We start from the raw sequence: 25,118 nt of genomic DNA, 5'->3' as shown, positions 1-25,118 counted from the left end.
ATGCGGCTCGCCGCGCCCAGCCGTGACGTCAGGCCTTGGCGGCGACCGGGGTGCTGCCGGACTTGCTGCGTGGGCGCAGTTGTGCGGCAGCCATGGCCTCGTCGGTGACGCCACTGTCGGCGCGCATGCCGGCGGCCAGGAACGGCACCATCAGGCGCATGACCTGTTCGATCGAGGTATTGATGCCGAAATCGGTTTCGGCAATGGCGCGCAACGCCTTGATCCCGGACATGCTGAACGCCGCGGCGCCGAGCATGAAATGCACGCGCCAGAACAACTCGATCGGCGGAATACGCGGTGCGGCTTCGTTGACCAGCAGCATGTAGCGGCGGAACACCTTGCCGTACATGTCTTCAAGGTAACGCCGCAGGTGGCCCTGGCTCTGGCTGAAGGCCAGGCCCAGCAGGCGCATGAAGATCGACAGGTCATTGCCGCTGCGTGGCTGCACCACCAGCGCCTGCTCAACCAGCATCTCCAGCAGCTCTTCAAGGGTGGGCTTTTGTTCGGGGCGCGCCTGGCGGCGCTCCAGCTCGCGCTCAAGGCTCGCGCAGAAAGGCCCGAGGAAGCGCGAGAAGACCGCCTGAATAAGGGCCTTCTTCGAACCGAAGTGGTAGTTCACCGCAGCCAGGTTGACGCCGGCCTTGCTGGTGATCAGCCGTAATGAGGTTTCGGCAAAACCTTTTTCCGCGAACAGCTGCTCGGCAGCATCGAGAATGCGTTCTACGGTTTCCGACTGGGCCATGACTACTCCGCCTGACAAACACTTGTTTGAAACATACGTTTCAAAGCGGTGTTTTGTCAAGTCCGTGCAGCCGTTTTGCGGCCATGCGGTCACGTATTAAACCATAGCTGCAAGCCACAAGCTGCAAGCTGCAGGAGCACCCATGCGCCGTTTCTTGAAGCTTGGCGCTTGCAGCTTGCCACCCACTGTATATAATCCCAGTCACTGTATAAAAAGACAGAGCGATCGACATGCTAAAACTGACGCCACGCCAAGCTGAGATTCTGGCTTTTATCAAACGCTGCCTGGAAGACAACGGCTTCCCGCCGACCCGCGCGGAAATCGCCCAGGAACTGGGCTTCAAGTCGCCCAACGCCGCCGAGGAACACCTCAAGGCCCTGGCCCGCAAGGGTGCGATCGAAATGACCCCGGGGGCGTCACGGGGCATTCGCATCCCCGGCTTCGAAGCCAAGCCCGACGACAGCGGCCTGCCGATCATCGGCCGGGTGGCAGCCGGTGCGCCGATCCTCGCCCAGCAACACATCGAAGAATCCTGCAACATCAACCCGGCGTTCTTCAACCCCCGCGCCGACTACCTGCTGCGCGTTCACGGCATGAGCATGAAGGACGTCGGCATCGTCGACGGCGACCTGCTGGCCGTACACACCTGCCGCGAAGCCCGTAACGGCCAGATCGTCGTTGCCCGCATTGGCGATGAAGTCACGGTCAAGCGCTTCAAGCGCGAAGGCAGCAAGGTCTGGCTGATTGCCGAGAACCCCGAATTCGCCCCCATCGAAGTCAACCTGAAAGACCAGGAGCTGGTGATCGAGGGCTTGAGTGTCGGCGTCATACGCCGGTAAAGGAGGCATCATGCAGTTTCCCCCTGCGTCACAGAACGTACCGCTGCAAGCACAATTGCCACTGTTCGAAGCATTCCTGGCCCAGCCGGTGCTGCCCGGACTGAAAAACGCCAAGCCAGCGCCCCACCCCGGCGCGGCCCAGGTTTTCAGCGAGCTGTCTTTGCGTGGCGCACTGGGTAGCTGCCAGAGCCTGCTGGCCCCGATGCTGCGTGAACTGAGCGAGTTGAGCGAAGAACATGACGCCCGCTGGCTAACCCTGATCGCCCCACCCGCCAGCCTGACTCAGGCCTGGCTGCGCGAGGCCGGCCTGAACCGTGAGCGCATCCTGCTGCTGCAACCACGCGGCAACCAGAGCGCACTGCAACTGGCCTGCGACGCCCTGCGCCTGGGCCGTAGCCACACCGTGGTCAGCTGGCTCAACACCGTCAGCAGCAGCGCCCGCCAGCAACTGAGCAATGCAGCTCGCGCTGGAGACGCACAAAGCCTGAACATCCGCCTCGGCTGATACTCAGGTCTGTTTCAACAGTTGATTTCGCCAGGTTTCCTCAGGATGAGGAAGCCGCACAGGCGATCAGTGCAGGACTCGCGGCCCTTCATCGCGATCGATCTCGCCTTCTACCAGCTTGCCAGCCATCTGCACGCCAACACTGAGCATGGCCTTGGCCACTTCCACGTGCTGACCTTGCAAAAAGGCTTTGGCGTCCTCGGAGAAATCCAGGGTTACCAACGAACCCTCGTCCTCGGCGCGGCGCAGCTCGATCCGGCCATCAGGCAACTCGACAATTTCTAGAAAGGACGTTGGCATAAAGGGCTGTTCTCCACGAAAGGCCGGCATTGTACCAGCCACCGCCCCAATCAGCACTCACTCAAGCCTTCACGAAAACGAACCGTGAGGCCCTTGAGATTCTGCCGCCAGCTTTCCAGCTCTTCACGCGACAGCGCTGGCGCCTCGGCTTCATCGAGGCTCACCGCCTGGATCAGCGGCTGGGTAACGTCGGTTTTTGGCGCTTTTTTCGCGACCGGCGGTCGGAACAAATCGGCATAAGCGCTGAGCAGTTGCGCCAGCCAGGTTTCGCGTTGTTCGGCCAGTTCCACCAGTTCGGCCATTTCCGGGATGGCGATGGCTTCAAGGACTTCGCGGGTGAGCAGCAGCTCGGCACGGGGAGCGCCCGCCTGGGATAAGCGGTAAAACCCGGCAATCTCGTGACATAAGCCCAACAGCGCGCCGTAGAGGTGGAACAGCGCCGATTCACGCTCGGCCTGGATCAGCGCCTGGGCATTCATGGCCCGGCTCTCCTGCGCCTTGCCAAGGGCTTCGAGGGCCAGGCCTGCGAAGAAAATCTTCTGGTTGGTGCGGGTGTAGAGTTCCTGGGCCATCTGGGTGCCCTCCGAAAGGCTGCAAGGCGGTCTGTGAGTGTCACGGATTGCCCTGCCCTACTGCAAGTCTAGATGGCGACCGCTTTGCGGTCGATCGCCGGCAAGGCCGGCTCCCACAGAGTCGGCGGCGATTGCACTCCCTGTGGGAGCCGGGCTTGCCGGCGATGGGCCGCGAACAGCGGCCCCAAGCTCGATCAGCGCTTGTCTTCGACCTTCCAGGCATTGCCGTCGTAGAACGCACGCCAGCCAGTCGGCTTGCCATCAACCTCGGTCTGCACGTACTGCTCCTTGGTCTTGCGGCTGTAGCGGATCACCGCCGGGCGACCGTCCGGGTCTTTCTTCGGCGCTTCGCAGAGGAAGTGGTACTTCGGATCGATCTCGTCCTTGTGCGGGATGATCTCGATCACCAGCGGTGCGCGGGTCTCGCGGTTTTTCGGGAACTGACTGGCAGCCAGGAACAACCCCGAAGCGCCGTCACGCAACACGTAGGTGTCGTTGACTTTCTCGCACTTGAGCTCCGGCATCTTCACCGCATCCATCTTCGGCGGCGCCGCCTCGCCGCTCTTGAGCAGCTTGCGGGTGTTCTTGCACTCGGCGTTGGTGCAACCGAAGAACTTGCCGAAACGGCCGGTCTTGAGCTGCATCTCGCTACCGCACTTGTCGCATTCCAGGCTCGGCCCTTCATAGCCCTTGATGCGGTAGTTGCCCTCTTCGATTTCATAGCCGGTGCAGTCCGGGTTGTTACCGCAGATGTGCAGCTTGCGCTTCTCGTCGAGCAGGTAAGCATCCATGGCTGTCGAGCAGATCGGGCAACGGTGCTTGTTGAGCAGCACCCGCGATTCCGATTCACCCTCGTCGTCGGCCGCGATTTCATCGCCCGGGACCAAGTTGACGGTGGCCTTGCAGCGCTCTTTGGGCGGCAGGCTGTAGCCCGAACAGCCAAGGAACACGCCGGTGGAGGCGGTGCGGATCATCATCGGCCGGCCACATTCCTTGCAGGCAATGTTGGTCAGGGTCGGCTGGTTGGCACGCATGCCCTTCTCGCCGTCTTCGGCCAGCTTCAGCTTGTTGCTGAAGTCGCCATAGAACTCGTCCAGCACGTTTTTCCAGTCGCGTTCGCCCTGGGCCACGTCATCGAGGTTCTCTTCCATGCCGGCAGTGAAGCCGTAGTCCATCAGGTTGGAGAAGCTCTCGGACAGGCGCTCGGTGACGATGTCGCCCATCTTCTCGGAGTAGAAGCGGCGGTTGTGCAGGGTCACATAACCGCGATCCTGAATGGTCGAGATGATCGCAGCATAAGTCGAAGGACGACCGATACCGCGTTTTTCCATCTCCTTGACCAGGCTGGCTTCGGAGTAACGCGCTGGTGGCTTGGTGAAATGCTGGCTTGGGTCGATCTGGATCAGCTTGAGCACTTCGCCCTGGTTCATTTCCGGCAGCACATCGTCATCGCCCGGCTTGCTCTGTTGCGGCAGCACGCGGGTGTAACCGTCGAACTTGAGGATACGGCCCTTGGCACGCAGCTCGAAGTTGCCTGCGGTGACGCTGACGGTGGTCGACAGGTACTGCGCCGGTGGCATCTGGCAGGCCAGGAATTGACGCCAGATCAGCTCGTACAGACGCTCGGCATCGCGCTCCATGCCGCTGAGCTTGGTCGGATGGGTGTTGACGTCGGATGGACGAATCGCTTCGTGCGCTTCCTGGGCACCCTCTTTGCTGCCGTAGATGATCGGCGCTTCGGGCAGGTACTTCTTGCCGAACTCGGTTTCGATGTAGCTGCGGGCCATTTCTACCGCATCGACCGAGAGGTTGGTCGAGTCGGTACGCATGTAGGTGATGTAGCCGGCTTCGTACAGACGCTGGGCCATCATCATGGTTTTCTTTACACCGAAGCCCAGGCGGTTGCTCGCGGCCTGCTGCAGGGTCGAGGTGATGAACGGCGCCGACGGCTTGCTGCTGGTCGGGCGGTCTTCACGCTTGGCCACGGTGTAGCTGGACGACTTGAGCTGCGCCAGCGCTGCCATGGCCTGGGCTTCATTCAGCGGCTTGAAGGCTTCGCCGTTCTCGCGGGCCACCTCGAAACGCACCTTGGCGTCCTTGGCAGTACCCAGGTCGGCGTGCACTTCCCAGTATTCCTCGGGGATGAAGGCACGGATCTCGCGCTCACGCTCGACCACCAGCTTCACCGCTACCGACTGCACGCGGCCGGCGGACAGGCCACGGGCGATCTTGGCCCACAGCAGTGGCGAGACCATGTAGCCCACCACGCGATCGAGGAAGCGTCGCGCCTGCTGGGCGTTGACCCGGTCGATATCCAGCTCGCCAGGCTGCGAGAACGCTTCCTGGATAGCTTTCTTGGTGATTTCGTTGAACACCACGCGCTTGTAGCGGCTGTCGTCACCACCGATGGCTTCGCGCAGGTGCCAGGCAATGGCTTCCCCCTCGCGATCCAAGTCGGTTGCGAGATAGATGGTGTCGGCATCCTTGGCCAGGCGACGCAGCTCGTCGATGACCTTCTCCTTGCCCGGGAGAATCTCGTACTTGGCTTTCCAGCCGTGGTCAGGGTCGACACCCATGCGCGCGACCAGCTGCTTGCGCGCCTTCTCTTTCGGCGACAGGGCCGGCGCCTCGCCCGCGGCGGCCTTGCCGCGCTTGGCGGCAGGCTCCTTGCTGGCGCTGGCCGAACCGCTGGTGGGCAGGTCTCGGATATGGCCGATACTCGACTTCACCACGTACTGGCTGCCCAGGTACTTGTTGATGGTCTTGGCCTTAGCCGGGGATTCCACAATGACCAGCGATTTGCCCATGGATCGGAAAATTCCTGAATACTGAAAATAAAAACACGGCAGGTACCTGACGCGGCACCGCTATATATAGTGGCAACAGAGTGAGGTCAAGCGCGGGGCTTTAGCCACCCTTGGCTTCGGACCCGGAAATCAGCCCGGTTTCAGCCTTGACCAAAGCAAAGCGCGGCACTTGCTCGCCGTCAACCTCGACCGACTCGAGAAACATCGAAAGCGGTCGCACCCAAAGGCCGAATTCACCGTACAAGGCCTGGTAGAACACCACCCATTCCTCGGTTTCGGAATGGCGCGCGGCGCCGAACACACGATACTCAGGCCCCTTGTAATGCCGGTATACGCCTGGTTGTATCTGCATGTTGCTCACCCTCTTGAAAAAAAATTCCTGCAAAAACAAAAACCGGGGCACCAGGCCCCGGTTTCCATCCAGCGAACGGTTAAACGCGTTCGAAGACGGTGGTGATGCCTTGGCCCAGGCCGACGCACATGGTCGAAACGCCGAAGGTCCCGCCATTCTGCTTCATGACGTTGAGCAGAGTGCCGGAAATCCGCGCACCGGAGCAACCGAAAGGATGGCCCAGGGCGATGGCGCCGCCGTGCAGGTTAACCTTCTCATCCATCTTGTCGAGCACTTTCAGATCCTTCAGCACTGGCAGGGCCTGTGCGGCGAAGGCTTCGTTGAGCTCGAAGAAGTCGATATCGGCGATAGACAGGCCCGCACGCTTGAGCGCTTTCTGGGTCGCCGGCACCGGACCGTAGCCCATGATTGCCGGGTCGACACCGGCCACGGCCATGGAACGGATCACCGCCAGAGGCTGGATACCGAGGTCCTGGGCACGCTGGGCCGACATGACGATCATGCACGAGGCACCGTCGGTGATCTGCGACGAAGTACCGGCAGTCACGGTACCACCTTTGGGGTTGAAAGCAGGCTTGAGGGCAGCCAGGCTTTCCAGGGTGGTGTCCGGGCGAATGGTTTCGTCGTAGTCGAAGACCTTGAGGAAACCGTTCTCGTCGTAGCCCTGCATCGGGATGATTTCATCCTTGAACTTGCCTTCGACCGTCGCCTTGTGGGCGAGCCGGTGCGAACGCACGCCGAACAGGTCCTGCTGCTCACGGCTGATGCCGTGCATCTTGCCGAGCATTTCGGCAGTCAGGCCCATCATGCCCGAGGCCTTGGCGGCGTACAGCGACATGTGCGGGTTCGGATCGACACCGTGCATCATGCTGACGTGGCCCATGTGCTCGACACCGCCAACGACGAAGACATCACCGTTGCCGGTCATGATCGCCTGCGCGGCGGTGTGCAGCGCGCTCATCGACGAGCCGCACAGACGGCTGACGGTCTGGCCGGCGGCGGTGTGCGGGATCTGGGTCATCAGGGATGCCATGCGGGCGATGTTCCAGCCCTGCTCCAGGGTCTGGTTGACGCAGCCCCAGATGACGTCCTCGACTTCGTTCGGGTCGACCTTGGTGTTGCGTTCCAGCACCTTGCTGATCAGGTGCGCGGACATGTCTTCGGCGCGGGTATTGCGATGCATGCCACCCTTGGAGCGGCCCATCGGGGTGCGACCGAAGTCGACAATCACCACGTCTCTTGGATTCAGGCTCATATATTCACTCTCGCTCTATATCGTTGGGCGCTTAACCGAAGAAGCTCTGGCCATTTTTGGCCATTTCACGCAGCTTCGCGGTGGGGTGATACAGCGGACCCAGATCGGCGTATTTGTCGGCCAGGGCAACGAATTCGGCTACACCGATCGAGTCGATGTAACGCAGCGCGCCGCCACGGAAGGGAGGGAAACCGATACCGTAGACCAGGCCCATGTCGGCTTCGGCGGCGGTGTCGACGATGCCGTCTTCCAGGCAACGAACGGTTTCCAGGCACAGCGGGATCATCATCCAGTTGATGATGTCTTCGTCGCTGACTTCACGCTGCTCGTAGACGATCGGCTTGAGCACTTCGAGGACTGCCGCGTCAGCGACTTTCTTCGGCTTGCCGCGCTTGTCGGTCTCGTAGGCATAGAAGCCCTTGCCGTTCTTCTGGCCCAGGCGCTTGGCTTCGTAGAGCACGTCGATGGCCGAGCGACGGTCATCCTTCATGCGGTCCGGGAAGCCTTCGGCCATGACGTCACGGCCGTGGTGGCCGGTGTCGATGCCGACCACATCCATCAGGTAGGCCGGGCCCATCGGCCAGCCGAATTTTTCCATGATCTTGTCGATGCGCACGAAGTCGACACCGGCGCTGACCAGCTTGGCGAAACCGCCGAAGTACGGGAACAGTACACGGTTTACCAGGAAGCCCGGGCAGTCGTTGACCACGATCGGGTTCTTGCCCATCTTCTTGGCGTAGGCCACGGTGGTGGCGACGGCCACTTCGCTGGACTTCTCGCCACGGATGACTTCGACCAGCGGCATCATGTGCACCGGGTTGAAGAAGTGCATGCCGACGAAGTTTTCCGGACGCTTGAGCGCCTTGGCCAGCAGGTTGATGGAGATGGTCGAGGTGTTGGAAGCCAGGATCGCGCCTTCCTTCACCTGGCCTTCCACTTCAGCCAGCACCGCCTGCTTGACCTTCGGGTTCTCGACCACGGCTTCGACAACGATGTCGACATTGCCGAAGTCGCCGTAGGACAGGGTCGGGCGAATCGCATTCAGCGCTTCGGCCATTTTCGCCGGGGTCAGGCGGCCCTTCTCAACGCGCTTGCCGAGCAGCTTGGAAGCCTCGTTCAGGCCCAGCTGGATGGCGGCTTCGTTGATGTCCTTCATCAGGATCGGGGTGCCCTTGACCGCCGACTGGTAGGCAATACCACCCCCCATGATGCCGGCGCCGAGCACGGCGGCCTGCTTCACGTCGTGAGCGATTTCGTCGTGGGCCTTGGCCTTGCGCTTGAGCTCCTGGTCGTTGAGGAACAGGCCGATCAGGCTCTCGGCAACCGAGGTCTTGGCCAGTTTGGCGAAGCCGGCGGCTTCGACTTCCAGGGCCTTGTCACGACCGAAGTTGGCGGCCTTCTGGATGCTCTTGATCGCTTCGACCGGCGCCGGGTAGTTCGGGCCAGCCTGACCGGCGACGAAACCCTTGGCGGTTTCGAACGACATCATCTGCTCGATGGCGTTGAGCTTGATCTTTTCCAGTTTTGGCTGGCGCTTGGCCTTGTGGTCGAGCTCGCCGCTGATGGCGCGCTTGATCAGGTCCAGGGCCGCAGCCTGCAGCAGCTCAGGAACAACCACGGCATCGACGGCGCCGACTTTCAGCGCGTCTTCAGCACGGTTTTCCTTGCCGGCGGCAATCCACTCGATAGCGTTGTCGGCACCGATGATGCGCGGCAGGCGCACGGTACCGCCAAAGCCCGGGTAGATGCCCAGTTTGACTTCCGGCAGGCCGATCTTGGCGCTGCTGGCCATGACGCGGTAGTCCGCAGCCAGGCACATTTCCAGACCGCCACCCAGGGCGATGCCATTGATCGCGGCAACGGTCGGCACGGCCAGGTCTTCGAAATCGCTGAAAATCCGGTTGGCTTCCAGGTTGCCGGCGACCAGTTCGGCCTCGGGCAGCTTGAAGTTATCGACAAACTCGGTGATGTCCGCGCCGACGATGAACACGTCCTTGCCACTGCTGACAATCACGCCCTTGATCGATGCGTCGGCTTTGATGGTGTCTACAGCCTGACGCAATTCGTTCAGGGTAAGACGGTTGAACTTGTTGACGGACTCACCCTTGAGGTCGAACTTCAGTTCGACGATGCCGCTTTCAAGAGCCTTAACCGTGATGGCTTTACCTTCGTAAATCATCAACTGATCTCCACGATATGGAAGCTGAACTGTACACGCCGATCGCTGATGCAAGAGCCGGCCGGCCTTTGGCCGTTGCTGCCGAACCCTTGCTCCAGGCACACCCGCCAGCGCGATAGTCGGGATTCTGTAAGAGCCGTCTGACAATACAAACGCTCAATTCATACGCCCGTTTGATTTGGGTATGCACACATTCAACGAAAAGATCGCCGTTGTCAAATACCCAAAAGCTGCGTGAAAACGCGACTTTCCGGTCATTTTCTGCTGACAGGGTGGCAAACCGCCGCGCAGGTGATGGCGCGCCATTCAGTGACGCGATAGTGGTCAATGGCTTACACGCGTCGATCTTCGTTCAACGCGAAATCGGCGAGGAGATTTGCAGCAGATAGCTGCGCGATGGCTACACTGGGAGGGATGAAGTATTACGCCGGCCTGCCTGGCCTGTCCGCCCGATCTGCGAATCGGGCTTTTTATTGATAGCGATCAGGCCAGGGCCTTGAGCACCGCGGCAATATCCTGCAATACAGCCGCTTCGCCCCGCTCACCCCAGTACAGGGCAACCATCTGCGGGCCCGCCTCGACCTTGTAGACGCTCTCCGGCAAGCGCGCCAACTGCTCGGCATGCACCGCATCGGTGCAGGGCTCGCGCCACTGATTGAGCCACACACCGGGGGTGGTCTGCCAGTAGCACCAGCTGTCGCTACGGCCCTGGCGCCGCGGCCGCAGGTACTGTGCACAGGGGCTTGGCGGCTCCTTGGGCAGCCAGTGCGGCCACTCCTGGGGCGCCAGCTGCATGGCCAGGCCCATGCGCCGGGCTTCCATGCGCAGGGCCATCTGGCCGCTCTGCTTGCGCGAAGGACGCAGCCAGGCCAGGGGGCTGAGAATCAGCGCAAGGATTGACACCACTACCCAGACCGTCATATCTGTTGTTCCCATAAAGCTTTGCAAATGAGCTGGTTAGCCGGGGTTCGAAGCGATCAGCCTGAAACCGACCATACTTTAACTATCGCGACTGTCAGGAGAGCTTCTCATGCCCTACGAACACATACTGGTTGCCGTCGACCTGACCGAAGAATGCGACCCGGTCATCAAGCGCGCCCGTGAATTGGCCACGCCTGCCGGTACCAAGGTATCCCTGGTACACATTGTCGAGCCCATGGCCATGGCCTTTGGCGGCGACGTGCCGATGGACCTGTCCCAGCTGCAACAGCAACAGTTCGACCAGGCCAAGGAGCGCATGGAACGCCTGTTCAACAAGTACCCGGAAATCAACCGCGGCGATTCGCACCTGACCTACGGCCAGCCGCGCCAGGAAATCCACCAGTTGGCCAAGGACCAGAAGTGCGACCTGATCGTGGTCGGCAGCCATGGCCGCCACGGCCTGGCCCTGTTGCTGGGCTCTACCGCCAACGACGTGCTGCATGGCGCACCCTGCGATGTGCTCGCGGTACGCCTGCAGAAAAAAGCCGAGTAAAACCCTGGCGGGCCCGGCGCAGATTCATGCGCCGGGCCCAGCCCTTCAGCTGTCGAGCTCAGCCCAGCGCTCGACCAGCACATCCAGTTCAGCCTGCATTTTCTCCAGGCTTGCCAGGACGGCACTGGTTTGCTCGATCGGGCGCTGATAGAAGGCCGGGGCAGAAATCTCTTCCTGCACCGCCGCCATCTTCTGCTCCAGTGCGTCGATCTGGCCCGGCAAGGTTTCCAGTTCGCGCTGCAGCTTGTAGCTGAGTTTTTTCTTCGGTGCTTCAGCCGCTGCTGCCGCTACCGGCGCAGGCGCCACGGCCTCGACCACAGCGGTGTTGAGCTCGGACTTGCCCGACTTGCTCTCGGTTACACCGAGCAACTTCGGCGAACCGCCCTGGCGGATCCAGTCCTGGTAACCACCGACGTACTCGCGCACCTTGCCCTCGCCTTCGAACACCAGGGTGCTGGTCACCACGTTGTCGAGGAAGGCCCGGTCGTGGCTGACCATCAGCACGGTACCCTTGAACGCCGACAGCACTTCTTCGAGCAGCTCGAGGGTCTCGACGTCGAGGTCGTTGGTCGGTTCGTCGAGCACCAGCAGGTTGGCCGGCTTGCTGAACAGCTTGGCCAGCAACAGGCGCGCACGCTCGCCACCGGACAGGGCCTTGACCGGGGTCCGGGCGCGCTGCGGGCTGAACAGGAAGTCACCCAGGTAGCTCAGCACGTGACGGCTCTGGCCATCGATGTCGATGAAGTCGCGACCTTCGGCCAAGTTGTCGATCACGGTTTTTTCCAGGTCCAGCTGATGGCGCAGCTGGTCGAAATAGGCCACTTCCAGGCGCGTGCCGGACTCGACCTTGCCGCTGGTGGGCTCAAGATCACCGAGCATCAGCTTGAGCAAGGTGGTCTTGCCGGTACCGTTGGCGCCGAGCAGGCCGATGCGGTCTTCGCGCTGCAGGACCATGGAGAAGTCCTTGACCAGCTGCGGGCCGCCCGGATGGTTGAAGCTGACGTTTTCCAGGACCATCACCTGCTTGCCGGATTTCTCCGCGACATCGAGCATGATGTTGGCCTTGCCCTGGCGCTCGCGGCGTTCGCTGCGCTCGACGCGCAGGGCCTTGAGGGCACGCACGCGGCCTTCGTTACGGGTACGCCGGGCCTTGATGCCCTGGCGGATCCACACTTCTTCCTGGGCCAGCTTCTTGTCGAACAGGGCGTTGGCGGTTTCTTCGGCCGCCAGCGCTGCTTCCTTGTGCACCAGGAAGCTGGCGTAGTCGCCGTTCCAGTCGATCAGGCCGCCGCGGTCCAGTTCGAGGATGCGTGTGGCCAGGTTCTGCAGGAAGGAACGGTCGTGGGTGATGAACAGCACGGCGCCGCCAAACCCGCTGAGGGCATCTTCAAGCCAGGCAATGGCGCCGATGTCCAGGTGGTTGGTCGGTTCATCGAGCAGCAGCAGGTCGGGCTCGGACACCAGCGCCTGGGCCAGCAGCACGCGGCGGCGCCAGCCACCGGAGAGCTCGGCCAGGGTCTTGTCGGCCGGCAACTGCAAGCGGCTCAGGGTGCTGTCGACCAGTTGCTGCAGGCGCCAGCCATCGCGCGACTCGAGGTCGTGCTGGACGTGCATGAGCTTTTCCAGGTCGGCATCGGTATGGATGTTCTGGCTCAGGTGGTGGTATTCGGCCAGCAAGGCGCCGACGCCGTCGAGGCCTTCGGCCACCACGTCGAACACGGTACGGCCGTCGGCCACCGGCAATTCTTGCGGCAGCTCGCCAATCTTCAGGCCCGGGGCACGCCAGACGTCGCCTTCATCAGGCTTCTGATCGCCCTTGACCAGGCGCAGCATGCTCGACTTGCCAGTGCCGTTGCGGCCGATGATGCACACCCGCTCACCACGGGCGATCTGCCAGGACACCTTGTCCAACAACGGCGTGGCGCCGAACGCAAGGGACACATCGCTTAATTTGAGCAGGGTCATGATCTTCTCCAAAAACCGGGCGCGCATTCTACCCGACTTGAGCCGGCTTCACATTAAGCAGCGCGCCCTACGGCACCTTCCGACGACAGGCCGCTTCTTTACAACCAGATACAAGCACAATGCTTTCATCCGCCTGTTGCAACCGGCTAAGCTAAGGCAATGCAACTCCAACAGTGCTGGCTTCGCCGTCACTTTTCATGGTCAAACTGCCCGGAAGTCTCATGCGCAGCCGCCTGTTCCGCCTAGTATCCAGCCTGCTTCTCACTGCCTCGGCGGTGGGTGTAGCCCAGGCCACCGACATCACCCAGCAACGTCAATATTACGATGAAGCCAAACGTGCCCTGGCCAAAGGCGACAAGGGTCCGTACCTGCGTTATGCCGATGCCCTGCGCGACTATCCGTTAACGCCCTACCTGGCCTACGACGAACTGACCGCCCGGCTGAAAACCGCCAGTAACGACGAAATCGAGAAATTCCTCGCCGCCCACGGTGACCTGCCCCAGGCCAACTGGATGAAGCTGCGCTGGTTGCGCTGGCTGGCCGAGCGCGGTGACTGGGCGCCCTTCACCAAGTACTACGATCCAAAACTGAACTTCACCGAACTGGACTGCCTTAATGGTCAGTACCAGCTCAGCCATGGCCAGCGCGCCGAAGGCTATGCCAGCGCAGAAAAACTCTGGCTGGTCGGCAAGTCGCAACCGGCAGCCTGCGATGCGCTGTTCGATCGCTGGGCTGGCGAAGGCCAGCTGACCGAGCAAAAACGCTGGGAGCGCGCCAAGCTGGCTGCGCAAACCCGCAACTATGCGCTGGCCAACACCCTGGTCAAAAGCCTCAACACCCTGGCACCCCAGGGCCGCCTGCTGATCGACGTGGCGCAGAAGCCCGAACTGCTCAACCAGCCCGGACGCTTCACCCCGGTCAACGAGGCGATGTCCGACGTGGTCAGCCTCGGCCTGCGCCGCCTGGCCCGCCAGGACCCGGAGCGGGCCATGAGCCTGCTTGACGATTACGCCAACCGCATGCATTTCTCCCGCGACGAGAAAGTCGCCATCGCCCGCGAAATCGGCCTGACCCTGGCGCGTCGCTACGACCCGCGGGCGCTGGACCTGATGACCCGCTACGACCCGGAGCTGCGTGACAACACCGTCACCGAATGGCGCCTGCGCCTGCTGCTGCGCCTGGGCCGCTGGGAAGATGCCTATGAGCTGACCAAGCGCCTGCCGCAAGACCTCGCTACCAGCAACCGCTGGCGCTACTGGCAGGCGCGCAGCCTGGAGCTTGCGCAGCCGAAGAACCCGCAAATCCCGCTGCTGTACAAAACCGTGGCTCGCGAGCGCGACTTCTACGGCTTCCTCGCCGCCGACCGCTCGCAAACCCCTTACCAGCTGAACAACAAGCCGCTGGTGCTGAGCCAGCAGCTCGTCAACAAGGTGCGCAACACCCCGGGGATCAAGCGCGCGCTGGAATTCCACGCCCGCGGCCAGATCGTCGACGGGCGTCGCGAGTGGTACCACGTCAGCCGTCATTTCAACCGTGACGAGATGGTCGCCCAGGCCAAGCTGGCCTACGACATGCGTTGGTATTTCCCGGCCATTCGGACCATCAGCCAGGCCAAGTACTGGGACGACCTGGACATCCGCTTCCCGATGGCCCACCGCGACACCCTGGTGCGTGAAGCCAAAGTACGCGGCCTGCATTCGAGCTGGGTGTTTGCCATTACCCGCCAGGAAAGCGCATTCATGGAAGATGCGCGCTCAAGTGTCGGTGCCAGCGGCCTGATGCAACTGATGCCGGCCACGGCCAAGGAGACCGCACGCAAGTTCAGCATCCCGCTGGCCACGCCTGCCCAGGTGTTCAACCCGGACAAGAACATCCAGCTGGGCGCCGCCTACCTGAGTCAGGTGCACAGCCAGTTCAACGGCAACCGCGTGCTCGCCTCCGCCGCCTACAACGCCGGCCCCGGCCGGGTGCGCCAGTGGTTGCGCGGTGCCGATCACCTGAGTTTCGATGTCTGGGTCGAGTCGATCCCCTTCGACGAGACACGCCAGTATGTGCAGAACGTACTGTCGTACTCGGTGATCTACGGGCAGAAGCTCAATTCGCCGCAGCCGTTGGTGGACTGGCATGAGCGGTATTTTGACGATCAGTGATCGTCCAGCCCATCGCCGGCAAGGCCGGCTCCCACAATAGATTTGCATGCACCTGTGGGAGCTGGCGTTGCCAGCAATGAGGTCAGTCCAGCCAGCCTATTCGGCGTTGTCCGAATGACGACCGCTTCGCGCTCGATCGCCGGCAAGTCCGGCTCCCACAGGATTGGCAGTGCCCTCAGGGATGGTGCAACTCCTGTGGGAGCGGGCTTGCCCCGCGATAGAAGTCCACAGCCGAACTACTCCAGCACCGTCACCGCCATCCCCACCTCAACCACCCCTGCCCCATCCGCCACCAGGTTCTGGCCAAACAGCACATCCCCTTCCTTCTGCCGGTAGGTGCGCAAGGTCGCCAGCGGTTCACGGTCCGGGCTGCGTTCGCCGGTCTGCGGGTCGATGGTGGTCATGATGCAGCGCTCGCACGGCTTGAGCACACGGAACTCGACCGCGCCGATGCGGATGCGCTTCCAGCCATCCTCGGCGAACGCCGCGCTGCCCTCCACCACCAGGTTGGGGCGAAAGCGCAGCATCTCCAGCGGCCGCCCGACCTTGTCGACCAGTTCATCCAGCGACGCCTGGCCGATCAGCAACAACGGGAAACCATCGGCGAACGCCACGCGGTCGCTGTTCAAACCATAACCGCTGGGCAAATAGCGCGCGCGTTGCTCGGGCACATGCACCAGGCGCACGTCCTTGCCGATGAAATCGCTGAGCCACTGGGCAGCGGCGTCCCCGGCATCCGGGACGCGAAAGCTGTCGCGCCAGATGGTGATGCCGCGCAGGTCGTTATCCGGCTCCGGCACGGCGACGTGCAATGCGGGGTAACCCGGCGCCGCCAGGGTGAGGCTGCCATCGGTGTTGTGCAAGGCCGCCAACTGGCTCATCTGCGGGTACATGCGCTGGGTCAGGAAGCGCCCATTGTCACGCTCCACCAGCAGCCAGCGGCGGTCCCCGCTCAACCCCAGAAGGTCCAGCGAGGAAGTCTGCAGCGCCTCACCGCGCGCTGATTTGAGCGGGTATCGGTACAACGCACTCAGGCGCATCATGACCTGCCTTGTGTCGGTTAAAACCCTAGCTTATACCGACTCAGGCCGTGGCTTCATCCAGCATCAGCCGTTGGCGCACGACATCGACCAACTTGTCGGGCTGGAACTTGGAGAGGAAGTTGTCGCAGCCAACCTTCTTCACCATCGACTCGTTGAAGCTGCCGGACAGCGAGGTGTGCAGCACCACGTAGAGCGCACGCAGACGCGGGTCATTGCGGATCTCGGTGGTCAGTCGGTAGCCGTCCATTTCCGGCATTTCAGCGTCGGTGAAGACCATCAGCAGCTTCTCGCAGACATCCTCGCCGGCATCGGCCCAGCCCTTGAGCATGCGCAACGCCTTGAGGCCATCGCTGGCCACGTGCATCTTCACCCCCAGTTGCGACAAAGTGTCACGCAACTGCGCCAGGGCCACGGTGGAGTCGTCCACCAACAGCACTTCGCGACCTCGGGCACGTGCCAGCACCGGGTCTTCGAGCTTGTCGCGCGACACCTTGGCGCTGTAGGGGACGATTTCCGCCAGCACCTTCTCGACGTCGATGATTTCCACCAGTTGCTCGTCGACCTTGCTGATCGCCGTCAGGTAATGCTGGCGACCGGCACTGGTCGGTGGCGGCATGATGGCTTCCCAGTTCATGTTGACGATGCGGTCGACGCCGCCCACCAGGAAGGCCTGCACCGAACGGTTGTATTCGGTAACGATGATGGTGCTGCCCGGGCCCGGCTCCAGCGGGCGCATGCCGATGGCCTGGGACAGGTCGATTACCGGCAGGGTCTGCCCGCGCAGGTTGACCACGCCGCAGACATACGCATGACGCTGCGGCATCAGGGTCAGCTTGGGCATCTGCAGCACTTCCTGGACCTTGAACACGTTGATCGCGAACAATTGCCGGCCAGCCAGGCGGAACATCAGGATTTCCAGGCGGTTCTCGCCCACCAGCTGCGTTCTTTGGTCTACCGTGTCGAGAATGCCAGCCATCGAAGAGTCCCCAGGTGTGTCAAAAATGAATCCAATGGCCCTGTATCGGCCGCTTGCCACAGAGCTTGACCCCTTGTAGAAAATGCTCTGCAGCCCATTGATGTCATTTTACCATCATGCTTTACTGCACTCACCTCTCCGCTGTCGCAAACGCCCGCAAAGGGTCGTATCGAAGACACCCCATCAGGGAATCCCCTAGTGACAATCGGGTGAGACCTGATGTTCGCAATATCCATAAGCCATTAATGTGACGCCATTCTCATTGCATGAACGGAGTCAGGCTTTTGTCAGCTATCGCCTCATGGTGGCCAGCCCCTGCTCCAGCCCTTCGCGCTGGAGCCAAATGATGGCTAACGACGCACCGCACAACAGCGCCCTGCAGGATTTCCTGGTCGACGCACAGGTGCTGCTGACCAAGGCAGAGGAATGCCTGCTGCACCTGCAACTGATCGACAACGATCCGGATGCCTGCCACTGCCTGAACGACACCTTGGGTACCCTGGTGACGCGGGCACACACCCTTGGCCTGGTCGAGGTCGCCGCCTACAGCCTGCAGTTGCAAACCCTGCTGGAGCCGGCACAGGTGCATCCAGCACTGCAAGGCGAAGCCCTGCAGGCCCTGGAAAGCTGCCTGACCCTGCTGGCCTGGCAACTGGAGCTGATCGATCCGCACACCGGCCGCCTGAGCCTGGACACCGAGGAACAGGTACAGCTGCTCGACACCCTGGCCACCGCCCTGAGCCCAGCAACCGCTCTGACCTGCGCCTCCTGCATCGAAACCCGGTATCCCTGCGAACACCCTGCCCCCTCATTGACTGCGCCACTCACCGCGCAATCCAGTGCACTTTCCTCGCCAGCCAAGGGTAACTAAGGGACATAACAACAATGCCCTGGCGAAGATTATCCGCCCCCCGACGCGGCACACTAACGGCCAACTTAGTGTATTTTCCGGTGCTTCTAGTTAGCCCAAAGAAAACATTGCGCTTAATTGATATCGGACAAGATTGTATTTTCGCAAACTGATGGCAAAGTGCTAGATTTGCAGACAATCGGAACCGCCGTACCAGCCCGTAAAATCTGGCTATTCAGTCAGTTATCAGAGTTCGCGACCAATTGTATTTGAAGTGATACCATGCGCGCTGATGAAGTCATGCACACCTCCCGGCAACCCCAAGACACCGCGCGCAGACTTTCATCGCCGCAACCCCAGCGCCGACATTTAAACGTTATTGAAGGCAATTCGACAAAAGCCTCTAGTTCGACCTTTGCAAGGCTTTCAACAGCGATATTTCAGTGGCTTCATTTCCTATGTTCTCAAGCCTCAAGACACTCAAGCGCTGGCGCCCCGGAGCCTCTCTGCTGCGTTGGGCGACCGCACTGCTGTGCCTGGCTTCGGTTGCAGTCAACCTGGCCCTGTACCTGCTTGAGCAACCGCTGCCGGCCGCCGCCCTGGCCCTGCAGCTGATTGCCCTGCTGAGCATTGCCTGGCAACTGCGCCAGTGGGCCCGCTCGATTGCCCTGCGCCCGGCGGAACTCGCCGATCGGCTGCTCAAGGTGCAGGAAAGCGAGCGCCAGCGCCTTAGCCGCGAGCTGCACGACGATATCGGCCAGATGCTGACCGCCGCCAAGCTCCAGGCCGACTGGCTGCAACGCCGTGCCCCAGCCGAGTTGCAGGAGCACTGCAGCACCTTGCGCAGCACCCTGGACGACACCCTGGCCAATGTTCGCGATGTCTCGGCCATCCTCAACCCAAGGCAACTGTCCAGCCTGGGCCTGGAAGCCAGCCTGCGCGCACATTTGTTGCGCACCCTTGAAAACACCAACGTGCACTGGAGCCTGGAGTGCCGCCAGCGCCTGGGCGGCATCCCCGAAGACATGGCGATTGCCGCCTTTCGAATCACCCAGGAGGCGGTGACCAACATACTGCGCCATGCCAAGGCCAACAACCTGGTGGTGCGCATCCAGCGCCAGTCCGAAGGCCTGGCCCTGTCGATCAGCGATGACGGCCTGGGCTTCTCGCCCGCCAGCAGTCCCGCCGACGAAGGCCAGCGCGGCATGGCCGGAATGCTCGAGCGCGTCGGCCTGCTCAATGGCACACTGTCGGTCAACAGCCAGCCCGGCCTGGGTACCCAGATCGACGCCCTGATTCCCTGGCCTCCCCGCACCCTCGAACGCGCCAAGACAAATAACGCCCCATGACCTGTACATTGCTGTTGGTGGATGACCACTCACTGATCCGCGCAGGTGTTCGTGCGCTGGTGTCCGATATACCTGGCTATGCCGTGATCGGCGAAGCCAACGACGGCAGCCAGGTGCCTGAACTGGTCATGCAACTGGACCCGGATATCGTCCTGCTGGATATTTCCATGCGCTCCACCAGCGGCCTGGACGCCCTGAGCCGGTTACGCGCCCTCGGCTGTCGCTGCAAGGTGCTGATCCTCTCGATGCACACCGACCCTGAGCTGATCATGCAGGCACTGGAAAGCGGCGCCCATGGCTACCTGCTCAAGGACACTACCGCCACCGAGCTTGAGCAGGCACTGGCGGCGCTGCGCGGCAACGAGCGCTACCTGAGCCCGGCGATTGCCCACACGGTGATCAACCAGGCGCTGCTGCGCGCCCAGTCGAGCAAGCCGGAAGCGGTCGAGAATCACAACCTCACCGCCCGCCAACTGGAGATCCTGCGCCTGATCGTGCGCGGCAAATCGACGCGGGAAATCGCCCAGGGCCTGGGCCTGAGCATCAAGACTGTGGAAACCCACCGATCGCAGATCATGAAACGCCTGCAGATCTACGATGTCGCTGGCCTGGTGCTGTTTGCCGTGCGCGAGCAGATCATCAGCCTCGACGACTGAGTAGCGGCGACCCTGGCGGCAAGTGCACCCGCAGGGCCGCCGGCAGCGCCTGAAAGCGCAGGCTGTCGCCCTGCAACGGTTCGCCATCGAGGTTGATGTCCAGGCCTTGCGAGCTTTTGATCTCGACCCACGGCAGGCGCGCGCGGACGAACATGCTGTCCAGGCCCAGGCCATCGCTGAGCAAGCCACGCAGGGTGCCGACCACTTCCTGGGGCGCCGGCAGGATGCTGACATCGAGCATGCCGTCATCGACCTGCGCATCGGGGCACAACACATGTCCGCCACCGGCCTGACGGCCATTGCCGATGCCCAGGGCCAGCAACTCGCCCTGCCATTGAAAATCCGGACCATGCAACTCGACCGAAGCGGCACGCAGCTCGCTGAAGCGCGACAGCCCGGTGAACAGGTACGCCGCGGCGCCCAGAATCTTTTTCAGGTCTTCGGAGGTATTGGCGGTCACCTGGCTGCCGAAACCACCGGTAGCCATGTTCAGAAACACCTGCCCACCGACCTCGCCCAGATCGATGGCCTGCGCCGGCACTTCAAGCAGGGCCAGGGCCTGCCCCGGCTCCAGCGGCACCCCGGCTGCCCTGGCAAAGTCGTTGGCCGTGCCCAGCGGCAACAACACCAGGCTGGCAGCGCAATCGGCACCCGCCATGGCCTCGGCGACGTCGCGCAGCGTGCCATCACCGCCTCCGGCCACCAGGTACGGGTAGCCGGCTGCCAGTGCCTCCTTGACCAGGCGCTGGGCATCACCAGCTTCCCAGGTCAGGCGCACGTCCAGTTGCCAGCCACGCTCACGCAGGGTAGTCACCGCAGCCCGAACCGCTTCATTCATGGCTTGTTTGCCATGCAGGATCATCAATGCCTTTTGCTGCGCCATTTGTGCGTTCCCCGATGAATTGAGCGTCGAATATCTCGACCCTTTCTGGCTTGCCTTTACTGCATTGCACTTAACGATTCAGCGATCTTTCGCACACCATTCATACAAATATCATTGAAAGCTTGGCCGCCGAGGGGCATCATTCGACAAATATTTGGCCTTCATGGACGACGCCAGTGGTAAAAGTCAGTTTATTGACTCATTGCGCAAAAGCCTGCCAGGTTGCTCTGTTTACTTTTGACTCGAGGCTGTGAGATGAGTGTTCTGATCCCTTGCATCATCGCTGGCGGCGCCGGCACCCGCCTGTGGCCGGTCTCCCGGGAGACCATGCCCAAGCCGTTCATGCGCCTGCCCGATGGCCAGAGCCTACTGCAGAAGACCTTCGCCCGCGCCAGCCGGCTGGCCGATGTCGAACGAGTCCTGACCGTGACCAATCGTGAAGTGTTCTTCCGCACCCAGGACGAGTTCCGCCAACTGAACAAAGCCAACCTGGCCCTGGACTACATCCTCGAACCCGTTGGCCGCAACACCGCTGCGGCCATCGCCGCTGCCGCCCTGCACTGCGCCCGGCTGTACGGCGAAGACGCACAGCTGCTGGTGCTGCCGGCCGACCACCTGATAACCGACCTCAGCGCTTTCGACCAGGCGGTCAGCCAGGCCCGGGCGCTGGCTGCCCACGGCTGGCTGACCACCTTCGGCCTGGTACCAACCCGCGCCGAAACCGGTTTTGGTTACATCGAAAAAGGCCAGGCCCTGGACGCCAATGGCTTCAAGGCGGCGCGCTTTGTCGAAAAGCCCGACGCCGAAACCGCACAGCAGTACCTCGACGGTGGTCAGCACCTGTGGAATGCCGGCATGTTCTGCATGCGCGTCGATGCCATCCTCCATGAACTGGAGCAGCACACCCCGCAACTGCTGGCAGCGGTCAATCACTGCCTGGCGCTTAGCCCCTACAAGGAAGGCGCGCGCGAGTGCCAGGTGGAACTGGACCCGGACAGCTTTGCCCAGGTACCGGACATTTCCATCGACTACGCGGTGATGGAGGTTTCGCAACAGGTCGCGGTATTGCCCAGCCAACTGGGCTGGAGCGATATCGGCAGCTGGGAAGCAGTGCGCGAGCTCAAGGCCGGCGACCCTCAGGGCAACCGCTGCACCGGCGAAACCGTGCTGCACGATGTGCGCAATTGCTACATCGACTCGCCGCGGCGCCTGGTCGGCGCGGTGGGCCTGGACAACCTGATCATCATCGACACCCCCGACGCCCTGCTGATCGCCGACGCTGCGCGTAGCCAGGAGGTCAAGGTGATCGCCCAGCAGCTCAAGCGCCAGGGTCACGATGCTTTTCGCCTGCACCGCACCGTCAACCGCCCCTGGGGCACCTACACGGTGCTCGAGGAAGGCCCGCGGTTCAAGATCAAGCGGATCATGGTCCGCCCCGACGCCTCGCTGTCACTGCAGATGCATCACCACCGCAGCGAGCACTGGATCGTGGTCAGCGGCATGGCCTGCGTGACCAATGGTGAAGAGGAATTTCTGCTCGATACCAACGAATCGACCTTCATCAAACCCGGTCGGGTGCACCGCCTGACCAACCCGGGGGTGATCGATCTGGTCATGATTGAAGTACAAAGTGGCGAATACCTGGGCGAGGACGACATCGTGCGCTTTACTGATATCTATGGACGCGCCCCGGAGCCAGCCGCAAGCTGACTGCCACGACGCGTCCATTTTTATTTGCATGCCGTTACCCGCTTGCTCACAGAGGAAAAGGGGTCATGCGCGTACTCTGGACACTACCCTACCTGCCCTGGCCGACCACCAGCGGCGGTAAAACCCGACAATATCACCTGCTGCGCAACCTGGCGCAGCGCGGTCATCGCATCACCTTGCTGGTGCAATCGAAAATCCCCCCCAGCGAGGCCGCGCGACAGGCGTTGGAGCCCTTGCTCGAACGCCTGATCGTGCTTCCCCGGCGCCCCTTGCACAGCCCGCTGAACCTGCTGGCGGCGATCTACGCCAGCTACCCGATGCGCGCCAGCATCAACGGCCTGGCGCCGCACTTGCGCCACTGCTTCGAGCAATTGCTGGAAGAGCCATGGGACGTCATCCAGATCGAACACAGCTACAGCTTCCAACCCTTCGAAAAAGCCCTGCAGGCGCGCGGGCTGCCGTTCGTGCTCAGTGAACACAACATCGAATCCGTCAACGGCGCCGCCTGTCACGACCGTTTGCCGCTGTGGCTGCGGCCATTCAATGCCTTCGATCGCTGGCGCTACCGGCGCTGGGAGAACCGCGTACTCGGCCAGGCCCACGAAGTAGTGGCGGTCAGCCCCACTGACGCCGAGCATATCGGCCAGGTGACTGGCTCACCGGTTTCGGTGGTGATCAACGGCGTTGACTGCGCGCATTACCAGGACATCCAGCCCTCGCTGCACAGCCAGCGCCTGCTGTTTGTCGGTAACTTCGAGTATGGCGCCAACCTTGAGGCCATCGAATGGGCGCTGGAAGACATTCTTCCGCAAGTCTGGCTGAGCAATCCAGCGGTGCGCCTGGCGGTGGTGGGCCACGCCCTGCCACCTAGCTGGAAGCTGCGCTGGAGCGATCCGCGGATCGAATGGGTAGGGTATCTGCCTGACCTGCGCGAAATTCAGCGTCACTCGGCGATCTTCTTCGCCCCGCTGCGTTACGGCGGCGGCTCGAAGATCAAGGTGCTGGAAGCCATGGCCGCCGGGCTGCCGGTGGTGACCACGGCCAAAGGCGTATCAGGCCTGCAGGTGACCCAGGGCGAGCACTACCTGGCCAGCGACGATGGCGACCAGCTGGCCCTGATGATTACCCAGCTGTTGAACCAGCCGTGGCGCCTGCGTCAGATGTCGCAAGCGGCGCGGGAGTTTGTCTGCAGCCGGCACGACTGGAGCGTCGCCGCTGCCCAGCTGGAAAGCGTGCATGCGCGCCCCAGCTTGCGTGCGCCGAGTGGCGCCGCCCTGGTGGGCGGCACCTTGCTCAGCCGCTCAGCCAAGTAGTTCGCTCAAGGGAATGAACTGGACGATATCGCCTTTGCCCGGGGTGTGGCCTTCACGCACCTCGACCAGACCCTCGGCCCAGGCGGCACTGCGCAGCACTCCCGAACTCTGGTTCTTGTAGATCAGCGCACTGCCCTGCTCCAGCCGGCCGCGCAGGTACTCGCGACGACTGCCAGCCTTGGGCCAATCGAAACCGGCCGGCACCGGGAACTGCAGCGGCGTGACCTCGGCAACGCCCTGGCGGCGCAGCAGGTAAGGCCGGGTCAGCAGGCCGAAGGTCACCAGGGTCGAGGCCGGGTTGCCGGGCAAGCCGATGACCGGCACCCCCTTGTAGTGACCGAAGGTCAGTGGCTTGCCGGGCTTGATCGCCAGCTTCCACAGCGACAGCTCGCCCTCTTCACGCAGGGCGATGCCCAGGTAGTCCGCCTCGCCCACCGAAACGCCGCCAGTGGAAAGAATCAGATCGACTTCCTGCAACCCGGCCAGGCAGTCGCGGGTTTTCTCCAGATCGTCGGCCAGAATGCCGGCATCGATCACTTCGCAACCCAAACGTTGCAGCCAGCTGCCGAGCAGGCGGCGGTTGCTGTTGTAGATCTGCCCGGGACCGAGGGGCAAGCCGGGTTCGACAAGCTCGTCACCGGTGGACAGCACCGCCACCTTCACGCGCCGCACCACGGTCAGTTCGGCGCAACCCAGAGAAGCTGCCAGGCCCAGCTCGATCGGCCCGAGGCGCGTGCCGGCGGCCAATACCGCCTCGCCAACCCGGGTCTCCTGCCCTTGCGGGCGAATGTTCTGGCCGATGCGCAGGGGCTCGGTGAAGCGCACACGCTGATCGTCCAGCACTTCGGCGTTTTCCTGCATTTCTACACAATCGGCCCCCACCGGCAGCGGCGCCCCGGTAAAGATCCGCGCACAGGTGCCCGGCAGCAACGGCTCGGGCGAATGCCCGGCAAATACCCGCTGACTGACCGGCAGCGGCTCGCCGGTCCAGTCAGCCAGGCGCAGGGCGTAGCCGTCCATGGCACTGTTGGGCCAAGGCGGCAGGTCAAGGCTCGACACCAGCTCATGGGCCAGCACGCGGCCTTCAGCGGCGGCCAGGGCGACTTGCTCGGTGTCTTTGATCGGCGCGGCTTCGGCCAGCGCCAGCAATTTGCTCAGGGCTTCTTCGACAGGCATCAAGGGTGTGTGCATGGCCGCC

22 protein-coding genes are annotated in these 25,118 nt (G+C 62.4%); 9 read left to right on the top strand and 13 right to left on the bottom strand.

Annotation, left to right across the window (positions count from 1 at the left end; genetic code table 11):
• Positions 1 to 28: 28 nt before the first annotated feature.
• Positions 29 to 742, bottom strand: a complete 714-nt coding sequence (locus JV241A_RS08240) for a TetR/AcrR family transcriptional regulator (protein WP_115086084.1) — start codon at positions 740 to 742, stop codon at positions 29 to 31.
• A 230-nt stretch (positions 743 to 972) separates the two neighbouring features.
• Here JV241A_RS08240 and lexA point away from each other — a divergent pair, with 230 nt between their 5' ends.
• Together lexA and sulA are read left to right on the top strand one after the other, a co-directional pair.
• Entirely contained in the window at positions 973 to 1,581 is a 609-nt protein-coding gene (gene lexA / locus JV241A_RS08235) for a transcriptional repressor LexA (RefSeq protein ID WP_115086083.1), read from the top strand.
• A 10-nt stretch (positions 1,582 to 1,591) separates the two neighbouring features.
• A complete protein-coding gene (sulA, locus tag JV241A_RS08230; protein WP_115086082.1) occupies positions 1,592 to 2,086 on the top strand; it encodes an SOS-induced cell division inhibitor SulA in 495 nt (164 codons plus the stop codon).
• A 66-nt stretch (positions 2,087 to 2,152) separates the two neighbouring features.
• Here the strand turns inward: sulA and JV241A_RS08225 are convergent, their stop codons facing one another.
• From JV241A_RS08225 to JV241A_RS08190, 7 genes are all read right to left on the bottom strand, one after another.
• Positions 2,153 to 2,386 carry a hypothetical protein gene (locus tag JV241A_RS08225; protein WP_115086081.1) on the bottom strand — a complete coding sequence of 78 codons (234 nt, stop codon included), beginning with the start codon at positions 2,384 to 2,386 and terminating at the stop codon, positions 2,153 to 2,155.
• A 50-nt stretch (positions 2,387 to 2,436) separates the two neighbouring features.
• Positions 2,437 to 2,958 (bottom strand): DUF6586 family protein, encoded by a 522-nt coding sequence (locus tag JV241A_RS08220; protein ID WP_134061911.1) that lies wholly within the window; start codon positions 2,956 to 2,958, stop codon positions 2,437 to 2,439.
• A 194-nt stretch (positions 2,959 to 3,152) separates the two neighbouring features.
• A complete protein-coding gene (gene topA, locus JV241A_RS08215) occupies positions 3,153 to 5,765 on the bottom strand; it encodes a type I DNA topoisomerase (RefSeq protein ID WP_134061909.1) in 2,613 nt (870 codons plus the stop codon).
• Positions 5,766 to 5,865: 100 nt separating this feature from the next.
• Entirely contained in the window at positions 5,866 to 6,117 is a 252-nt protein-coding gene (locus JV241A_RS08210) for a DUF1653 domain-containing protein (protein ID WP_038999245.1), read from the bottom strand.
• A gap of 79 nt (positions 6,118 to 6,196) precedes the next feature.
• Positions 6,197 to 7,372, bottom strand: coding sequence for an acetyl-CoA C-acyltransferase FadA (gene fadA / locus JV241A_RS08205; RefSeq protein ID WP_115086078.1), 1,176 nt, complete (start codon positions 7,370 to 7,372; stop codon positions 6,197 to 6,199).
• A gap of 31 nt (positions 7,373 to 7,403) precedes the next feature.
• The gene (fadB, locus tag JV241A_RS08200) at positions 7,404 to 9,551 is read right to left on the bottom strand and encodes a fatty acid oxidation complex subunit alpha FadB (RefSeq protein WP_115086077.1); all 2,148 of its coding nucleotides are present in this window, start codon (positions 9,549 to 9,551) and stop codon (positions 7,404 to 7,406) included.
• 483 nt (positions 9,552 to 10,034) lie between these two features.
• Positions 10,035 to 10,472, bottom strand: a complete 438-nt coding sequence (locus tag JV241A_RS08190) for a hypothetical protein (RefSeq protein ID WP_115086076.1) — start codon at positions 10,470 to 10,472, stop codon at positions 10,035 to 10,037.
• 109 nt (positions 10,473 to 10,581) lie between these two features.
• Here JV241A_RS08190 and JV241A_RS08185 point away from each other — a divergent pair, with 109 nt between their 5' ends.
• On the top strand, positions 10,582 to 11,025 hold the full coding sequence (locus tag JV241A_RS08185; protein ID WP_115086075.1) for a universal stress protein: 444 nt from the start codon (positions 10,582 to 10,584) through the stop codon (positions 11,023 to 11,025).
• A 45-nt stretch (positions 11,026 to 11,070) separates the two neighbouring features.
• On the opposite strand, the gene JV241A_RS08180 is transcribed toward JV241A_RS08185, so the two are convergent.
• A complete protein-coding gene (locus tag JV241A_RS08180; RefSeq protein WP_115086074.1) occupies positions 11,071 to 12,990 on the bottom strand; it encodes an ATP-binding cassette domain-containing protein in 1,920 nt (639 codons plus the stop codon).
• Between the two features lie 221 nt (positions 12,991 to 13,211).
• Between JV241A_RS08180 and JV241A_RS08175 the strand changes: the two genes are divergently transcribed.
• Entirely contained in the window at positions 13,212 to 15,140 is a 1,929-nt protein-coding gene (locus JV241A_RS08175) for a transglycosylase SLT domain-containing protein (RefSeq protein ID WP_115086073.1), read from the top strand.
• A gap of 236 nt (positions 15,141 to 15,376) precedes the next feature.
• Here JV241A_RS08175 and JV241A_RS08170 read toward each other — a convergent pair whose 3' ends face one another.
• Positions 15,377 to 16,183, bottom strand: a complete 807-nt coding sequence (locus tag JV241A_RS08170; RefSeq protein ID WP_134061907.1) for an MOSC domain-containing protein — start codon at positions 16,181 to 16,183, stop codon at positions 15,377 to 15,379.
• Positions 16,184 to 16,223: 40 nt separating this feature from the next.
• Entirely contained in the window at positions 16,224 to 17,159 is a 936-nt protein-coding gene (locus JV241A_RS08165) for a chemotaxis protein CheV (RefSeq protein WP_115086071.1), read from the bottom strand.
• Positions 17,160 to 17,505: 346 nt separating this feature from the next.
• Here JV241A_RS08165 and JV241A_RS08160 point away from each other — a divergent pair, with 346 nt between their 5' ends.
• The 3 genes from JV241A_RS08160 (at position 17,506) to JV241A_RS08150 (ending at position 20,014) form a co-directional block, all read left to right on the top strand.
• A complete protein-coding gene (locus JV241A_RS08160; RefSeq protein ID WP_134061905.1) occupies positions 17,506 to 18,030 on the top strand; it encodes a histidine kinase in 525 nt (174 codons plus the stop codon).
• A 437-nt stretch (positions 18,031 to 18,467) separates the two neighbouring features.
• Positions 18,468 to 19,358, top strand: coding sequence for a sensor histidine kinase (locus JV241A_RS08155; RefSeq protein ID WP_115086069.1), 891 nt, complete (start codon positions 18,468 to 18,470; stop codon positions 19,356 to 19,358).
• Positions 19,355 to 20,014: a response regulator transcription factor gene (locus JV241A_RS08150; RefSeq protein WP_115086068.1), complete on the top strand. Its 660-nt coding sequence runs from the start codon at positions 19,355 to 19,357 to the stop codon at positions 20,012 to 20,014. Before JV241A_RS08155 ends, JV241A_RS08150 begins: the two co-directional genes overlap by 4 nt.
• Here the strand turns inward: JV241A_RS08150 and yegS are convergent.
• Entirely contained in the window at positions 19,998 to 20,897 is a 900-nt protein-coding gene (gene yegS, locus JV241A_RS08145; RefSeq protein WP_115086067.1) for a lipid kinase YegS, read from the bottom strand. The genes JV241A_RS08150 and yegS overlap by 17 nt on opposite strands.
• A gap of 255 nt (positions 20,898 to 21,152) precedes the next feature.
• Between yegS and JV241A_RS08140 the strand changes: the two genes are divergently transcribed.
• Both JV241A_RS08140 and JV241A_RS08135 read left to right on the top strand, forming a co-directional pair.
• Positions 21,153 to 22,607 carry a mannose-1-phosphate guanylyltransferase/mannose-6-phosphate isomerase gene (locus JV241A_RS08140; RefSeq protein WP_134061903.1) on the top strand — a complete coding sequence of 485 codons (1,455 nt, stop codon included), beginning with the start codon at positions 21,153 to 21,155 and terminating at the stop codon, positions 22,605 to 22,607.
• A gap of 65 nt (positions 22,608 to 22,672) precedes the next feature.
• Entirely contained in the window at positions 22,673 to 23,920 is a 1,248-nt protein-coding gene (locus JV241A_RS08135) for a glycosyltransferase family 4 protein (RefSeq protein ID WP_115086065.1), read from the top strand.
• Here the strand turns inward: JV241A_RS08135 and glp are convergent.
• Positions 23,909 to 25,111 (bottom strand): gephyrin-like molybdotransferase Glp, encoded by a 1,203-nt coding sequence (gene glp / locus JV241A_RS08130; protein WP_115086064.1) that lies wholly within the window; start codon positions 25,109 to 25,111, stop codon positions 23,909 to 23,911. The genes JV241A_RS08135 and glp overlap by 12 nt on opposite strands.
• Positions 25,112 to 25,118 lie beyond the last annotated feature (7 nt).

It is taken from the genome of Pseudomonas sp. JV241A, from assembly GCF_900275665.1.
Taxonomy (GTDB): domain Bacteria; phylum Pseudomonadota; class Gammaproteobacteria; order Pseudomonadales; family Pseudomonadaceae; genus Aquipseudomonas; species Aquipseudomonas wadenswilerensis.
This window is presented reverse-complemented; position numbering and strand designations above follow the sequence as displayed.

Excerpts from the sequence above, each read along its gene's own strand:
- JV241A_RS08240 (WP_115086084.1), bottom strand. The coding sequence starts at position 742 with ATGGCCCAGTCGGAAACCGTAGAACGCATTCTCGATGCTGCCGAGCAG.
- lexA (WP_115086083.1), top strand. The coding sequence starts at position 973 with ATGCTAAAACTGACGCCACGCCAAGCTGAGATTCTGGCTTTTATCAAA.
- sulA (WP_115086082.1), top strand. The coding sequence starts at position 1,592 with ATGCAGTTTCCCCCTGCGTCACAGAACGTACCGCTGCAAGCACAATTG.
- JV241A_RS08225 (WP_115086081.1), bottom strand. The coding sequence starts at position 2,386 with ATGCCAACGTCCTTTCTAGAAATTGTCGAGTTGCCTGATGGCCGGATC.
- JV241A_RS08220 (WP_134061911.1), bottom strand. The coding sequence starts at position 2,958 with ATGGCCCAGGAACTCTACACCCGCACCAACCAGAAGATTTTCTTCGCA.
- topA (WP_134061909.1), bottom strand. The coding sequence starts at position 5,765 with ATGGGCAAATCGCTGGTCATTGTGGAATCCCCGGCTAAGGCCAAGACC.
- JV241A_RS08210 (WP_038999245.1), bottom strand. The coding sequence starts at position 6,117 with ATGCAGATACAACCAGGCGTATACCGGCATTACAAGGGGCCTGAGTAT.
- fadA (WP_115086078.1), bottom strand. The coding sequence starts at position 7,372 with ATGAGCCTGAATCCAAGAGACGTGGTGATTGTCGACTTCGGTCGCACC.
- fadB (WP_115086077.1), bottom strand. The coding sequence starts at position 9,551 with ATGATTTACGAAGGTAAAGCCATCACGGTTAAGGCTCTTGAAAGCGGC.
- JV241A_RS08190 (WP_115086076.1), bottom strand. The coding sequence starts at position 10,472 with ATGACGGTCTGGGTAGTGGTGTCAATCCTTGCGCTGATTCTCAGCCCC.
- JV241A_RS08185 (WP_115086075.1), top strand. The coding sequence starts at position 10,582 with ATGCCCTACGAACACATACTGGTTGCCGTCGACCTGACCGAAGAATGC.
- JV241A_RS08180 (WP_115086074.1), bottom strand. The coding sequence starts at position 12,990 with ATGACCCTGCTCAAATTAAGCGATGTGTCCCTTGCGTTCGGCGCCACG.
- JV241A_RS08175 (WP_115086073.1), top strand. The coding sequence starts at position 13,212 with ATGCGCAGCCGCCTGTTCCGCCTAGTATCCAGCCTGCTTCTCACTGCC.
- JV241A_RS08170 (WP_134061907.1), bottom strand. The coding sequence starts at position 16,183 with ATGATGCGCCTGAGTGCGTTGTACCGATACCCGCTCAAATCAGCGCGC.
- JV241A_RS08165 (WP_115086071.1), bottom strand. The coding sequence starts at position 17,159 with ATGGCTGGCATTCTCGACACGGTAGACCAAAGAACGCAGCTGGTGGGC.
- JV241A_RS08160 (WP_134061905.1), top strand. The coding sequence starts at position 17,506 with ATGGCTAACGACGCACCGCACAACAGCGCCCTGCAGGATTTCCTGGTC.
- JV241A_RS08155 (WP_115086069.1), top strand. The coding sequence starts at position 18,468 with ATGTTCTCAAGCCTCAAGACACTCAAGCGCTGGCGCCCCGGAGCCTCT.
- JV241A_RS08150 (WP_115086068.1), top strand. The coding sequence starts at position 19,355 with ATGACCTGTACATTGCTGTTGGTGGATGACCACTCACTGATCCGCGCA.
- yegS (WP_115086067.1), bottom strand. The coding sequence starts at position 20,897 with ATGGCGCAGCAAAAGGCATTGATGATCCTGCATGGCAAACAAGCCATG.
- JV241A_RS08140 (WP_134061903.1), top strand. The coding sequence starts at position 21,153 with ATGAGTGTTCTGATCCCTTGCATCATCGCTGGCGGCGCCGGCACCCGC.
- JV241A_RS08135 (WP_115086065.1), top strand. The coding sequence starts at position 22,673 with ATGCGCGTACTCTGGACACTACCCTACCTGCCCTGGCCGACCACCAGC.
- glp (WP_115086064.1), bottom strand. The coding sequence starts at position 25,111 with ATGCACACACCCTTGATGCCTGTCGAAGAAGCCCTGAGCAAATTGCTG.